General features: G+C 37.2%; 13 protein-coding genes and 2 other annotated features. All 13 genes read right to left on the reverse strand.

The window, feature by feature from the left end; all coding sequences use genetic code 11:
- Nucleotides 1-42 precede the first annotated feature (42 nt).
- Nucleotides 43-546: a translation initiation factor IF-3 gene (gene infC, locus ACJ2A9_RS12975; protein ID WP_441422191.1), complete on the reverse strand. Its 504-nt coding sequence runs from the start codon at nt 544-546 to the stop codon at nt 43-45.
- 59 nt (nt 547-605) lie between these two features.
- Nucleotides 606-729, reverse strand: a sequence feature (ribosomal protein L20 leader region).
- A gap of 432 nt (nt 730-1161) precedes the next feature.
- The gene (thrS, locus tag ACJ2A9_RS12980) at nt 1162-3078 is read right to left on the reverse strand and encodes a threonine--tRNA ligase (protein WP_441422088.1); all 1917 of its coding nucleotides are present in this window, start codon (nt 3076-3078) and stop codon (nt 1162-1164) included.
- 56 nt (nt 3079-3134) lie between these two features.
- Nucleotides 3135-3372: a binding site (T-box leader), on the reverse strand.
- Nucleotides 3373-3428: 56 nt separating this feature from the next.
- Entirely contained in the window at nt 3429-4301 is an 873-nt protein-coding gene (gene ytxC, locus ACJ2A9_RS12985) for a putative sporulation protein YtxC (RefSeq protein WP_441422089.1), read from the reverse strand.
- A gap of 291 nt (nt 4302-4592) precedes the next feature.
- Nucleotides 4593-5699 (reverse strand): cyclic dehypoxanthinyl futalosine synthase, encoded by a 1107-nt coding sequence (gene mqnC / locus ACJ2A9_RS12990; RefSeq protein ID WP_441422090.1) that lies wholly within the window; start codon nt 5697-5699, stop codon nt 4593-4595.
- A 120-nt stretch (nt 5700-5819) separates the two neighbouring features.
- Nucleotides 5820-6764 carry a primosomal protein DnaI gene (gene dnaI, locus ACJ2A9_RS12995; RefSeq protein WP_441422091.1) on the reverse strand — a complete coding sequence of 315 codons (945 nt, stop codon included), beginning with the start codon at nt 6762-6764 and terminating at the stop codon, nt 5820-5822.
- Between the two features lie 3 nt (nt 6765-6767).
- Complete coding sequence (locus ACJ2A9_RS13000) at nt 6768-8198, reverse strand: replication initiation and membrane attachment family protein (protein WP_441422092.1); 1431 nt, start codon at nt 8196-8198, stop codon at nt 6768-6770.
- 71 nt (nt 8199-8269) lie between these two features.
- Nucleotides 8270-8743 carry a transcriptional regulator NrdR gene (gene nrdR, locus ACJ2A9_RS13005; RefSeq protein ID WP_441422093.1) on the reverse strand — a complete coding sequence of 158 codons (474 nt, stop codon included), beginning with the start codon at nt 8741-8743 and terminating at the stop codon, nt 8270-8272.
- 196 nt (nt 8744-8939) lie between these two features.
- On the reverse strand, nt 8940-9323 hold the full coding sequence (gene speD / locus ACJ2A9_RS13010) for an adenosylmethionine decarboxylase (RefSeq protein WP_441422094.1): 384 nt from the start codon (nt 9321-9323) through the stop codon (nt 8940-8942).
- Nucleotides 9324-9420: 97 nt separating this feature from the next.
- Nucleotides 9421-10452, reverse strand: coding sequence for a glyceraldehyde-3-phosphate dehydrogenase (locus ACJ2A9_RS13015; RefSeq protein WP_441422095.1), 1032 nt, complete (start codon nt 10450-10452; stop codon nt 9421-9423).
- 395 nt (nt 10453-10847) lie between these two features.
- Nucleotides 10848-11444, reverse strand: coding sequence for a dephospho-CoA kinase (gene coaE / locus ACJ2A9_RS13020; RefSeq protein ID WP_441422096.1), 597 nt, complete (start codon nt 11442-11444; stop codon nt 10848-10850).
- Nucleotides 11445-11466: 22 nt separating this feature from the next.
- Nucleotides 11467-12102 carry a sporulation membrane protein YtaF gene (gene ytaF / locus ACJ2A9_RS13025; protein ID WP_441422097.1) on the reverse strand — a complete coding sequence of 212 codons (636 nt, stop codon included), beginning with the start codon at nt 12100-12102 and terminating at the stop codon, nt 11467-11469.
- Between the two features lie 68 nt (nt 12103-12170).
- Nucleotides 12171-12998, reverse strand: a complete 828-nt coding sequence (gene mutM, locus ACJ2A9_RS13030) for a DNA-formamidopyrimidine glycosylase (RefSeq protein ID WP_441422098.1) — start codon at nt 12996-12998, stop codon at nt 12171-12173.
- A gap of 132 nt (nt 12999-13130) precedes the next feature.
- Nucleotides 13131-15764: a DNA polymerase I gene (polA, locus tag ACJ2A9_RS13035; protein WP_441422099.1), complete on the reverse strand. Its 2634-nt coding sequence runs from the start codon at nt 15762-15764 to the stop codon at nt 13131-13133.
- Nucleotides 15765-15783 lie beyond the last annotated feature (19 nt).

Raw genomic sequence — 15783 nt, forward strand, 5'->3', positions numbered from 1 at the left:
TTCCTCCTTCAAAAATTAATACCAATAAGGGCTAATCGACCCTTACTTTTCGTTTTTAGGTGCTAAGATTAAGAACATACTACGACCTTCCATTTTTGGTTTTGCTTCAATCGTAGAAATATCCTCACATTCTTTTGCTAAACGCTCAAGTACTACCTTCCCGATTTGAGAGTGAGTAATGGCACGTCCACGAAAGCGGATCGCTGCTTTTACTTTGTCTCCCTTTTCAAGGAATTTTCTAGCATTACGAAGTTTCGTTTGAAAATCGTTGTCTTCAATCGTTGGGCTCAAACGCACCTCTTTAATATTGATGACTTTTTGATTTTTACGAGCTTCTTTTTCTTTCTTCTGCTGCTCATATCTAAACTTTCCGTAGTCCATAATTCGGCATACTGGCGGTTTAGCATTCGGAGCAACCATCACTAAGTCTAGATTTGCATTTTGAGCCATATCTAGTGCTTCTTGTTTTGATTTAACTCCAATTTGATCTCCATTGGCACCAATGAGACGAACTTCACGGGCGCGAATGCCCTCATTGACCATCATGTCTTTACTAATAGTTAGCCACCTCCAAGGATTAAAACGGATCAAAGCAATATAATTTAGACGTAAAAAAAGCGTCGGCGCATACGTCGCCCACACTAAAATTCCACTGAAAAGTTGAATCATAAACCTGCCAACTGCCTATTGCGTCAATCAGGTGAGAAGCGGGCGCTTCTGCTTGCTTTGTTTCCCATTTTTAGTTACTAAAAAACTATAACACAAGTTGTTAATCAAGTCAACAACATTGTACATCCTCTTAATGACTTTCTTATCTTATCGAAAAATACACCATTTCGCAATACTTTTTTGAAAATTATTTTACTGGTTATTTATGGGTAGCTGAAAACTGCCGCATTATTCGTTTTGGGTATGCTGAGATCAAATGTCATTTTCATAGCTGAAAAATGCATTTGTCGCTATGAAAATAACATTGATCCCAGCACCTCAACTTTGTTGAGGTTGCAAATCTTCCTAACGTCAGATTTATACCCAAAACAAATAATGCTAGTACACAGCATCTTATTTCGAATTTATTTATAAATTATTAATTATTAATTATTAATTTTATCACCCGCAAATAAGCGCCTTGGTATTACTTAACCAAGACGCTTTTATTTGTTATGAACGACTGCGTGTCGCGATTTCTTCTGTGATTTGAGCAATAAATTGATCAAGACCTACTGTTTCTGATTTTTGTTCTCCATATTTTCGAACATTCACTGCTGTCTCTTCAATTTCTTTATCTCCAAGAACTAATGCATATGGAATCTTTTGCATTTGTGCTTCACGGATTTTATAGCCCATTTTTTCATTGCGAGTATCAATATGAACACGCACACCAGCTTCAAGAAGCTTTGCTTTAACTTCTTTTGCATAGTCTAAGTGCATGTCAGCTACCGGAATGATCTCTGCTTGTACAGGAGCCAGCCATGTTGGGAATGCTCCAGCAAAGTGCTCGATTAAAATACCAAAGAAACGGTCAATTGAACCGTAAATCGCACGGTGAATGACAACTGGACGAACCTTTTGGTTATTTTCATCAACATATGTCAAATCAAACTTCTCCGGCATTTGGAAGTCAAGCTGAATTGTCGCACATTGGTGACTACGTTTTAACGCATCTTTAATGTGGAAGTCAATCTTTGGACCATAGAATGCCCCGTCACCTTCGTTTAAGTGATAATCAATGCCTAAATCTGTTAGTACATTACGAAGTGAACCTTCTGCCTGCTCCCATAGCTCATCGCTACCCATTGATTTTTCCGGACGAGTTGAAAGTTCAACTGAGTAATCAAACCCAAACGTACTGTAAATTTTGTCAATTAAAGCAAATACTTCTTTAATTTCATCTTCAATCTGACCTGGTGTTACGAAAATATGCGCATCATCTTGTGTAAATGTTCGAACACGAAGCATCCCATTTAATGCCCCGCTTAGCTCATGACGGTGAACTTGTCCAAATTCAGCCATACGGATTGGTAAGTCGCGATATGAGTGAAGTTCATTTTTGAAAATCATCATATGTCCCGGACAGTTCATTGGCTTCATTGCAAATTTTGTTTCATCAACTTCAGAGAAGTACATGTTCTCATGGTAATGATCCCAGTGCCCGGATTGCTCCCATAGACGTTGGTTCATCATAAATGGAGTACGAACTTCATCGTAACCTGCTTTACGCTGCAATTCACGTGAGAAATTCTCTAGCTCAGTACGAACAATTTGTCCTTTGGGCAAATAAAACGGCATTCCTGGTGATTCTTCAGAGAACATGAATAGCTGAAGCTCTTTTGCTAATTTACGGTGATCGCGCTTTTGTGCTTCTTCAATAAAGTGGAGATACTCATCAAGCTCAGCTTGCTTTGGAAAAGCTGTTCCATAGATACGTTGAAGCATTTGATTGTCGCTGTTTCCGCGCCAGTATGCACCTGCGATATTCATTAATTTGATCGCTTTAATTTTTCCTGTTGATGGTAAGTGCGGACCACGGCAAAGATCAAAGAATTCTCCTTGATCATAGATCGTAATTAATTCACCTTCAGGAAGGTCATTAATTAATTCCACTTTTAAATGATCGCCAAGGTCTTCATAGATTTTTAATGCTTCTTCACGTGTTACAACACGTCGCTTAATTTCCAGATTTTCGTTAATGATTTTTTTCATTTCTTTTTCAATCTTAGGCAAGTCTTCAGGTGTTAAAGTATGAGGCATATCAATGTCATAATAGAAGCCATTTTCAATCACTGGTCCGATACCAAGTTTGACATCTTTATATAAACGTTTGATTGCTTGTGCCATTAAGTGTGCAGTACTATGACGATACACTTCTAGACCATCTGCTGAATCAAGCGTTACAATTTCAATTGCCCCATCCGCTTCGATCGCACGATTTAAATCAATGACTTTGCCATCGACTTTACCAGCAACTGCTTTCTTTTTTAGACCTGGACTAATTGATCCAGCAATTTCTTCCGTTGTAACTCCCTTTGGAAACTCTTTTACTGCTCCATCAGGAAACGTAATTTGAATTTGTTCCATTTTCTACACTCCTATTTCCAATATTTTGAAATACAACAAAAAACACTCATCCCGTAAAAAGGGACGAGTGTTATTCTCGTGGTTCCACCCTCATTCCCGTCACATTGACAGTAACGGCTCATGAATTAGAGTAACGGTCTATTCCCGTCAGTAGTTAATCAATACATCCATATCTTTCCCTACTGAAGTTCAGAGGTGGTAAGTCATATTCCTCGATAGGAAGCTCTCAGCCTAATGGCCTCCCTCTCTTTGAAACGATAAAAACGTGACTCTTGTCCTCATCAACACTTGATATAAATTCAACTATGTACGTATTATAAAAATATATTTGTGTAAAATCAAGTGTCGATTTATATTTTATAGTTTTTACCGGCTTTAGTTGAGAAATCTTGCTTGGAAAAAACAGTCACACGCTCTTCAAATATATTTTGGATTGTCTGAACAACACCATGATCAATTTCATCTGTGTAAAGATGTACTTTTTTGGGAGCTAAACTGACTAATGGACTTATAACAATCTGACCGATACTTAAGCCCTCTTCGAATTTAATCTCCTCATCATAAAAAGCAGCAATGTCTTTTTGCTCAAGAATATGAAAGTCTTCATTAAAAAAATAAAATTTCTGATCATGTAAAATGTGAAGCACCGGGAAGATTGGTTTGGAGGTTTTTAGATAGCACCGCAAATTTTCAACCATATGCTGATATTCTTGTTCAAGTAAATATTCATCAATCGCAAGCCCTACCGTCTCTATTAATTGCTCATAATACTCTTTTAGACGAAACTTTAAGAACGATTCATAGTAAAAGTTTGTTTCCTCTATAATAAATTTGGAAAACGCCTGATAAATGACTTTTTCCCTAGAGGATATATTATGAAAATGGCTTAAATCCTGATGATCTCCTTCAATAATTGATCTAGCAATTGAAAGAATTTGATTCTGCTCCTCATAATCTTCAAAGTAAAACATCGATTCAATAATATCAAGAAGCCACTCATCCTCTTTCATGCTAATAACATGCTTTGTAAAGACGTTAACGAGTAACGGTTGAAAAGACTCGTAAAAATCAACGGTATGATTATCATAATAGATGGTTATGATTTGACCATCTGATTCAACTCTACCTTTTAATCCAACATCATTATATTTTTCAAAGTAAGATTTTAATTGAGTATATATAATCTCACAATCTATTTGTTCATGAAAATGAATTGATATCAAGTGCTCACCCTCCTAACAATCCCATTACTATTACATGTATATGGGACAAATTCGGAAATAATGATTGGAGTTTAAAGTTTAGAGTGTAGAGTTTAGAGTTTATAATTTAGAGTTAAGGGCTTTGGGGAAATCTTCGAAGCGTAATGTAAAGTTTAAAATGTAAAATTGGTGTGGGTAACTCAGGGGGAAGTGCTTCGAAGAAAATTCTCACAAACAACTCTAAATTCTAAACTAAAAAAACGCCTATCCTGAACTTCATGTTCAGAACAGACGTTATTTATAGTAAGAAGGTTAGTTTTGCATAACAAAATCTTTTTCGGCTTTTTCCTCATTATCAAATACGCGAAGGATATCGTACTTCGTATTACGTTGTGCCGGGACTTTTCCTGCTTCACGTATTAAAGTTAAAATTTGATTTGTATTAACTTTATGTGTCGCTCCAGCTGCTGACACAACATTTTCCTCCATCATTGTACTTCCAAAATCGTTACAGCCATATGATAATGACTGCTTACCAACCTCTGGGCCCATCGTTACCCATGAAGATTGGAAGTTAGGAATATTATCGATAAAGATTCTTGAAATTGCCAGGTTCTTTAAGTACTCACGAGGAGTAGTTTTTTCACCTTTTAAATTCGTGTTATCCGGTTGGAATGTCCAAGAAATAAATGCTAAGAAGCACTCTGCTTCATCCTGAGCATCACGAATTCTTTGTAAATGCAGTGCTCGTTCTTCAGCAGTCTCTCCAAAACCAATTACCATGGTAGCCGTTCCGTGCATGCCGACTTTTCGAACCATTTTCATGCATTCGATCCAGTCCTGCCATGATGTCTTGATCTTACTAATTCGATTTCTTGTACGGTCATCAAGAATTTCAGCTCCCCCGCCTGGTACAGAATCAAGACCTGCTTCCTTTAATTGAGTAAGAACTTCTTCCAGTGATAACCCTGACACTTCAACCATTTTCCAAATTTCAGCAGGTGAAAATGAATGCATCGTAATGTCAAACCGTTCTTTAATCTTTTTGAGTAAGTCAGTATAGTAACTTAATGGCAAATCTGGATTTGTTCCACCTTGCATTAAAATTTCTGTCCCGCCAACATCAATCGTTTCTTGTATTTTTTGAAAAACGACTTCATCCTCTAACACATAGCCTTCCTCATGACCCGGAGGACGGTAAAATGCACAAAAACGACAGTACGTATCACAAAAGTTTGTGTAATTTAAATTTCGACCGATGACAAAAGTAGTGACAGGATCAGGATGCCATTTTTTCATGATTTCATTTGCTACATGGCCCATTTTTTCTACTTCATCACTTTTATACAATGCAATGGCATCAGCTACATCTAAACGCTCCCCTTTAAGGGCACGTTCTAAAATTTGATCAATGCTCATCTCTGAACCTCCATCTTCTAAGCATAAGCTTGTCAAGCTTTCATAACATTTTTATCTTTATATAGTAAAGCCTCTTCTATATCCTAACACAAATTAGTAGATTATGCTGTTGGTAAAAATCTAGAAATATTCATTTCCTTTTACCCGGCGATTGCTGCCATCAATTTGAATCGGGATTGTTAAGTGCTTGATCCGCTCCATAATTCGCTTAGCTTTTAATTGCTCAATCCCACCTTTTTGGGAATAAGAAAGATGTTCTTCGAGTTCATCGAAATCATAATTGGACGTATAGAGAGTTGGTAATCTCTCAAGCATTCGGTGCTGAAGGATTACTCCTAACACATCATCACGTGTCCAGCTTGACATCGTTTCCGCTCCAATATCATCTAATATAAGAACAGGAGCATTTTTCACGATATCTAATTTGTCATTAAATGAACCATCGGATATTGCTTGCTTTAACTCTCGAAAGAAATCTGGAACATAGACGAGAAGTGTTTCAATATTCCGATCAGCAAGTGTATTGGCAATTGCCCCCATAAGGTATGTTTTTCCGACGCCAAATTTCCCGTAGAAATAGAGGCCTTGAGCACTCTCTCCAGGCTTTATCGTTGTTGCATATTCGAAGGCTTTGGCAATTGAATTAAACCTCACATCATCTTTATCGATGCTTTCAAAAGTTGCATGTAAGATTTCTTTTGGAATATAGAGGCTTTTGATCATTGATTGTTGTTTTTTTCTTTCCTCATGTTTTCTTTTTTGACCACACGGTTCATAACGGAGTTCAATCCGGTTCCGGTCCAAGTAAAGTTCAGGACGATACCCTTTCATTAAATTAGGACACTGACCTAATCCCGGACAATGATCACAGTGCTCTAGTTCATTTTTGTACTCAAACAATTTAGGAAGGCTTCGTTCAATAATGTCAGTTGTAATATGAGGATGGGCCAGCAAGTATTCCTTGATACGATCATGATGAATTAATTGTGACTTTAAAAGTTCATATTGATTTTTCATTTCTCCTTCATTCATGATCATTTTTAATGATTTTTTTATTGATTCCATTGTTTAATCCTCCTTTCTTTTTTGCTTATTAAACTTACTTATCATCATCTCGAGCCGTTGTTTTTCTTTATTGAGGTCTGCATTATTTTGCTTGTTCTCATTTGTTTCTTTTTTCTTTTCTTCTTCCTTGAACCATTTTGGTAATGTATCTTTCCGAACATATTTCATTTGATTAGTACTTTGCGGTTTCTTTTTATCTTTGTTCTGCTTCCACTCTTGAACACTTTGATGTTCCTGTTTGGCAAACTCCATTGCTTCTTTGACCGTTTTTAATTTCTTTCTAGACCAGTGCCCGGCAATCTTATGAACAAACTGTTTTGGAAGCTTCATATCCGTTGTCATTAAGACATAATCAATTAATACATTTGCTACACCTGGCAGTAATTTATAATCCATGAGTAAGCTTTCTACAATTTTTACGTCCTCTAATGGAACTTTTGCACCAGGGGTTTTGCTTTCCAATAATGTTAACGGTGACTCGGTTTCATAAATCTTAATCATACGTTCTTCCTCAGTGACAGGCTCTTTATGATCCAAAGTACGATATTGCGCAGGTTGTGTCCTAAGAGCTAATGAAGGTGGTTCCCCTCCGTGCTCGATACGGTACCAGTCCTGAACTTTCTTTCTTAGCTCCTCGAGATCAAGTTGATCATGATGAAGCAGTGCCTGCTGAAGAATACGGCTCATTTCTAACGGTTCAACACGATACACAAAAGCTAAACGTACAATGGCTTCCTTTACTTCATTTGTTATTATGCCCTCATCAATAAAATGAGGCAAGTCTGCAATTAAGAGCCCGAAATCAAAACTTCCAAGATCAAAAGTTTTCGGATCATTGTCTGGACGGTGAATAACCTCTTTATTTTGATCGACTTTCATTGCAGCACCCATCTCTGAATAATGATTTGCGACAATTTCAGAATGGTGCAGTGATGAAAATACATGATCAAATCCAAGGGTAATATTTTGGTAGTCCTCTTTATTTACCTTTTCAGTTAAAAAACGATCTCTTGTTTGAAGATACTTCTTTTTGCCAAGACGATTATATAAATATACACTGAGTACATCATCATGAAAAAATTTATGTGCCGTCATTGGGGGATGCATCTCATAAAGGTAGACAACCTCATCTTGATCTTTCTTTTTATAAGTCTTTAACAACCCGATCCCTTCTAGTTTCTTTCGTTCTTCATAAATTTTGTCTAATGGTATATTCATTAATGTGATCAGATTCCGATGCGTTGCTTCCTCCCCCCAATATTGGTCACTTTCAAGCTCTGACCATAACGTTAAATAGAGGCTATGAGCTAGCGCACCAATCAAAGGCTGATAAAGCAGTGTTAATACTTTTTGATCATATTCGTAAAACTGATCGACGGTTCGAACAATATATCGATCAACTGGAAGCAGCTCATTCCAATGCCATTTAGTCATAACCTTCACCTTCTCTGTCAAAACAATTCACCGTGTAAAAAAAGAGCATTAAGCACATTGTCTTAAGCTCTTCATTTAGAGTTATTTGATCCTTCACGATTCAGTAAATCTTTTAATTCATTAATAAACACATTTATATCTTTAAACTGTCGGTACACTGATGCAAATCGAACATAGGCAACGTCATCAACCTTGGCTAAATGATCCATGACAATTTCTCCTACTTCATGACTCTCTACTTCCGAAGCGCCTTTATTTCGAAGTTCTTTTTCAACATTATTGACGATTGACTCCAGCTTTTCTAATGGTACTGGTCGTTTTTCACATGCTCGAATCAGTCCGTGAAGTATCTTCTCACGGCTAAACTCTTCACGATTCCCATTCTTCTTAACAACAATCAGTGGTGTTTCCTCAACAACCTCAAACGTTGTAAAACGGAAATTACATGCCTCACATTCTCTCCGTCTTCTTGTTGAGCGCCCTTCATTACTTGGACGCGAATCAAGTACTCTCGTCCCATTATGCTGACACGTTGGACATCGCATTACATCATCCCCAATTATTTGCTATAATTCCTTCTCTTCTTACTCTCTAGCTTAATAATATAGAAAAATGAATGGAGTGACAAGGAACAATTAAAATGTAGAATTTAGAATGTAGAATTTAGAATTATTGTAGGTTTTTTCTAGATGTTTTAAAAAATTAAAAAGAGATGTATCACTACACCTCTTCTTCCATTAATTATAATGCTTTAACTATAGGTTTCCCTACTTTTATCGGTCCCATTCCCCTTGGCACTTCTACAACCTCACTGGTTTTTGCACAAAGCGCTTCGGAAATATAATTTGAAGCAACATTTGGATCAATTCGATCCCCGCATGTATACACATCTACACTCGCATACCCATGTTCTGGGAAACTGTGAATAGTTAGATGTGATTCAGAAATAATGACCACACCGCTAACACCAAGTGGTGCAAACTTGTGAAATGCTACCTCTCTTATTTCTGCTCCTGCATGCAGGGCTGCATCGACAAAGAGTTGCTCAATAAAGCCGATATTATTCAACTTTTCCACATCACAACCCCATAATTCAGCAATGACATGACGACCCATCGTATCCATAAATTGAATCCCCCTTCACAAAAATTTTTGTTAAGGGGGAATTGACCGATATTCTATAGCTTACGTAGTTAACTTAAAAACATTCATAGTTCAGTAATTATGATACACTAATTTCCGAATCTTTACGGATTCCATTTGCAACGTAGTTTACTAAGTCAACAACACGGCAAGAGTAGCCCCACTCATTATCGTACCAAGCTAAAACTTTGATTTGTCTAGTGCCCATAACCATCGTTGATAAACCATCGATTACTGTTGAATGTTCATTACCATTAAAGTCAATTGAAACTAATGGCTCCATTGTAAAGCCAAGAATTCCTTTCATTGCACCTTTTGAAGCGTTTTCTAATGCACTGTTTACTTCTTCAATTGTTACATCACGGTTCACATTCACAACTAAATCAACCAACGATACGTTTGGAGTTGGTACACGTAACGCCATACCATTCATTTTGCCATCAAGTTGTGGTAATACTTTCGATAAGGCTTTGGCAGCACCTGTAGATGTAGGAATAATTGATTGACCGCAAGAACGCGCACGTCTTAAATCTTTATGTGGGTTATCAATATTCTTTTGATCATTAGTGTATGAGTGAACTGTTGTCATTAAACCTGTTTCGATTCCAAATTCTTCATCAAGAACTTTTGCCACAGGTGCTAAACAGTTAGTTGTACACGATGCATTTGATACAACGTGGTGGTTTTGATGATCGTAATCGCCTTCATTAACACCCATTACGATTGTTACATCTTCATTTTTTCCTGGAGCCGTAATAACAACCTTTTTCGCTCCTGCTTCAATATGATAACCAGCTGTTTCCTTTGTTTTGAACTTTCCAGTCGCTTCAATAACAATGTCAACACCAAGCTCTTTCCACGGTAATTGCTTTGGATCACGATTACTTAGTAACTTCACAATTTTACCATTTACAACTAACTTTCCTTCTTCATGAGAAACTTCTCCCATAAATGGGCCATGAACACTATCATATTTAATTAAGTGTGCTAACGTCTCTGCAGGATAACTAGCATTTATAGCAACAACATCTAATTTATTATCAAGAATCGCTTTGCGAAACACCATTCTTCCAATTCTTCCAAACCCGTTAATAGCAACTTTAACCTTCATAGTAGTTATTCCTCCTAATCATTAAATACACATTATTTATGTCATACTAAATGTCTCATTAATTTATAAATAGTATAACATATAATATTCAAGAAGGAACAATAATTTTACTAAAACATTAAAAATAAAAATAATTAGGCAATTCGAATATTATTTAGTGTTGAAAGTTGAAAGTGCATTAAAGAGTGATGTTGATTTTTGGCTCGTTCGTGTGAATTATTAAATTCACACGCCTTTCAGGTACTGAAAGGTCGGAAAGTTTGAAAGAACTCATAAAAGAAAATTCATTTTCTTTTATGAGTTCTTTCAGACTTTCCATAAAACGAGCCAAAAATCAACATCTCTCTTTAATGCAACCCAAAAAGCAAAGCTCCAATTATGAGCTTTGCTTTTGGTTAGATAACATTCCATTTTTTTAATATAGTGCGTAATTGATTTTTCGTTTCTTCAATTGTTCCGTTATTGTTAATAACTTCGTCTGCTAACGATATTTTTTCTTTTAACGGTAATTGTGAGCTTATTCTGCTCTGTGCCTCTTGTTCACTTGATTGGTCTCGTTCCATTAACCGTTTCAATTGAACTTCCTCATCAACATAGACAAGAATGGTCTTTTCAACTAAGTAGGTTAATTTACTTTCAAACAGAAGCGGTATATCAAGGACAATGGTTTTGTGTCCTTCTTGTTGATACGCTTCTGTCTGTGCTCTCATTTCGCTTCGAACTGCAGGGTGAACAATCTTATTTAATACCTCACGTTGTTCTTTATTGTTGAATATGACTTCTCCAAGCTTTTTCCGATTAATTGTTCCATCTTCTTCAAGAATATGATCACCAAAGTGTGACACGATTTCGTTATACGCAGGCTCACCAGGCATGACCACGTCTCTGGCTACCTGGTCTGCGTCTACTAATGGAATCTCTAAATCAATGATCATGTTTGATACAGTACTTTTACCACTTGCTATACCACCAGTTAAACCAATTATCGTCATTTCCTTCTCCTCTTACAGCTAATTAAAGTTTCCATACACCTAGTATAATTAATAGCAGCCCTGGCACAAATGAAAATTTCTTAACCCAGCGTGTATCTGAAAAGATATATCCGCTTTTCATTCCAACTGTTACACATAAGGCACTCATTATCGCAACACTAATGGCCATCCACATTGGTGAAAACCCAATAAGAGCTGCCCCAATACCTGCACCAAAAGCATCAAGAGATAGCGCTACTCCAAGCAAAAACGCTTCTCTTCCAGTAATCGTTCCTGAGTTGTCAAAGTCAGCAACCATCGGCTTACGTAAAATCCTGATAACCACTCCGAGCATCTTAATTTCAAAACTGACAATAACATCATCATCCTTTGTTTTTTTATCGCGTTTTGCAGGACGATATACTTGGTACAATGCCCAAAGTCCGATTGAAATCAAAATGAATCCGCCAATCGTTTCAGCGGTTTTCGGAGAAAGATAATACTGGGCAATATTACCAAACCCCATCGCAATTAAGATCGACACAGCCGAACAGGAAGCGATGAAAAGCAGCGATCTAAATGGCAGTTTCATTTTTCGCAAACCGTACGTTAAACCAACACCAAAACTATCCAAACTAACCGCTAATGCTAATAGTAATAAAGAGAGAGTTTCTACCATAGTGAAAAGCTCCTTCCACCAACAGATACGATAGTATATGGCGGGAGCCTATCCAACGTACTTTGTTTCTAAGATGTCTGGCAATTAGGACAGAAATGCGTCCCCCTGCCTCCAACAACAGTTTTTAACAAAATCGTTTCGCACACTTTACATGGTTCTCCTTTTCTTCCATAGACGTACAACTGTTGCTGAAACATCCCCATTTCTCCCTGTCCATTTACATAGGATTTAATCGAGCTTCCACCTAAATCGATCGCTTCTTGCAATGTCACTTTAATTTGTTGATGGAGACGATCAATTTCGGCATCACTTAATGAACTTGCACTCCTCTCAGGATGTATACGCGCTTGAAATAATGCTTCATCAACATATATATTCCCGAGCCCAACAACATTTGCTTGGTCTAATAAAACAACTTTTACTTTTCGGTGCGTTTTTGCCAGGATATTCTTTAAATATGCCGGGGTAAATTGATCTGAAAAAGGTTCAACACCTAATTGTGATAAAGGAAGTTGGGATTCCTCGGTGCCTCTTGGAAAAAGATGCATTGTTCCAAACTTACGAACATCTTGATAACGAAGCTCTGAATGATCCGTAAAAACAAAACAAACATGTGTATGCTTATTTCTCGGTTCATCTTCTTGATAAAGCCCATATCGTCCTTCCATCCTTAAATGAGAAACAAGAACAATATCCTGAAAAATAAACTTTAAAAATTTCCCACGGCGGTCAATATCCTCAATTTGCTGTCCAATTAACAGTTGACGAAACTGTTCCGCATCGTCAGGATGTTTAATAATTTTCGGCCAAAAGATTTTCACATCAGAAATTGTTTTTCCTATAACTAACGTCTGCAACGTCCTCTTAACCGTTTCAACCTCAGGTAACTCCGGCAACGCGTTCAAACCCCCTTTTTTAGTTTAGAGTTTATAGTGAGTGTAAGTAATCCTTCGCAGCAAATCTTTAAGAACATCCATGAAAAACTAAAACAACTCTAAACTCTACATTCTTAACTCTAAACTAAATTCCTATTTCGCATCGTACCAGGTGTTTCCGTAGGAGTAGTCGACTTTAAGTGGTACGCTTAATTCCATAGCGTGCTCCATTACTTCTGGTACAATGGTTTTTATTTTTTCTAATTCAGCTTCTGGTACTTCAAAGATTAATTCATCGTGAACTTGTAGAAGTAATCGTGTTTCTAACTGTTCCTCTTGAATGCGCTTTGCAATTTGAACCATTGCTTGCTTAATAATATCGGCAGCACTGCCTTGAATTGGTGTATTCATTGCTGTTCTTTCCGCAAAACTGCGCTGGTTAAAGTTACGACTTGTAATCTCAGGAAGATATCGGCGACGATTAAGCATCGTTGTTACGTAGCCATTTTCCCTCGCATTTTCCACAATCGTTTCCATATAATCTTTTACCCCTGGGTAACTTTCTAAATAACGCTCAATAAACTGTGCCGCTTCTTTTCGTGTAATTCCCAAATTCTGAGAAAGGCCATAATCACTAATTCCATAGACAATCCCAAAGTTGACTGCTTTTGCAGCGCGGCGCATATTGGACGTTACTTCATCTTTATTTGAGACATGAAATACATCCATCGCTGTTTGTGTATGAATATCCCTATCGTTATTAAAGGCTTCAATTAGCTTTTCGTCTTTGGCAATATGAGCGAGTACCCGTAATTCAATTTGGGAATAATCAGCAGCAAAGATTGACCAGCCTGGTTCCGATGGGATAAAGGCATGGCGTATTTTCCGGCCTTCTTCTAAGCGAATCGGAATGTTTTGCAGATTTGGCTCAGTTGAACTCAATCTTCCTGTTTGTGTAAGCGCCTGATTAAACATTGTATGAATTTTACCTGTTTTCGGATGAACAACCTTGAGCAGCCCTTCAATGTATGTTGATTTTAACTTTCCAAGTTGACGATAATGAAGGATTTCTGGAATAATCTCATGTTTTTCTTCCAGCTTTTCTAACACATCAGCCGACGTAGAATAGCCTGTTTTCGTCTTTTTGACTGGTGGTAACAAAAGCTTTTCAAATAGAATTTCACCTAACTGTTTTGGTGAATTTATATTAAAGGATGTTCCTGCTAGATTGTGAATATTTTCCTCGATCGTCGTTAACTTTTGATCAAGGTCTTTCCCCATCTCCGTTAATTCTTCAACGTCAACCTTAACACCAGTCGTTTCCATAATTCCTAAAATAATTGTTAAGGGCATTTCAAGTTCAGTGAATAGTGTATACTGACTATTCTCCTTTAACTTTTGTTCGAAATCGTTCTTCAACTCATGCAATGCATTTGCTTTTCTAACGAGGTGCTCTGCCAATGCACTTTCTTCAGGTATTGCCCGTTTTGCTCCTTTACCGTAAATCACTTCATCATGCTTTACAACATGTTGACCATTACGTTCGGCGATATCAGCAATGTCGTGAGATGAAACAGAAGGATCTAACAGATATGAAGCAATAAGGAGATCAAAGTCAATTCCTTCAATGCTAATACCTTTCCAGCCAAGAGCTACTATTGCCCTCTTTGCATCAAACACAGCTTTCTTCACTTTTGGATTTTTTGCCCATTCTATAAATGTATCTGAAGATAGTGCCACATCAGTCGGAATGTAATAACGCCCTTTCTCGTTCACAATAGCAATACCTAAAATATCAGCATCATGATAGTTTTCATCGATCACCTCGACAACGATCGATGAAGGGGAAACTAACATTTCTTCCTTTATCTCACTTAAGATATCAAAGTCTAGTTTTTCTAACTCAGTTTCGCTTGTCGGTGTTGAGTCATCACCAAAACGGTCTAACAGAGAATTAAATCCCAGTTCCTTAAATAGCTTACTAACCTGTTGTTCATCATAATTTGTAAAGACTAGTTCCTCTAAATTCACCTCAACCGGGGCATGATCACAAATTGTTGCCAGCTCTTTACTTAATAATGCCAGTTCCCGATGTTCTTCTAACTTTTCTTTCAGCTTTTTCCCGGAAACATCATCAATTGAATTTAATACATTTTCGACCGTTCCGAATTGTTTTAATAATTTCAGCGCTGTTTTTTCACCGACTCCAGGAACACCGGGAATATTATCTGAACTATCACCCATCAATCCCTTCATATCAATAATTTGTATCGGGGTAATTCCGTATGTTTCGTCAATTGTCTTTTCATCATATGTATCGACATTCGAAATCCCTTTACGGGTCAGGGCAACCGTCGTTTTATCAGTTACGAGCTGCAGCAAATCTTTGTCCCCCGAAATGACTTTAATTTCCCAGTTATCTTGCTCCGCTTTTTTTGCGAGCGTTCCAATAATATCATCTGCTTCATAATTCTCTACTTCATATCTTTTAATTTGAAACGCATCCAAAAGCTCACGAATAAGCGGAAACTGCTCAGATAGTTCTGGCGGTGTTTTTTGCCTGCCACCCTTATATTCTGTAAAAGTTTGATGACGGAATGTTGTCTTACCGGCATCAAAGGCAACTAGCATATGTGTTGGCTTCTCTTCTTCAATGACTTTTAAGAGCATTGTCGTAAAGCCGTATACTGCGTTTGTATAAACACCTTTATCATTATTTAATAAAGGAAGAGCAAAAAAGGCACGATATGCAATACTGTTCCCATCAATTAATACTAATTTATTCAAATTGCTTCACCTCATATCA

The sequence above is a fragment of the Anaerobacillus sp. MEB173 genome, from assembly GCF_052119505.1.
In the GTDB taxonomy this organism is placed as follows: Bacteria; Bacillota; Bacilli; order Bacillales; family JBJMAU01; genus JBJMAU01.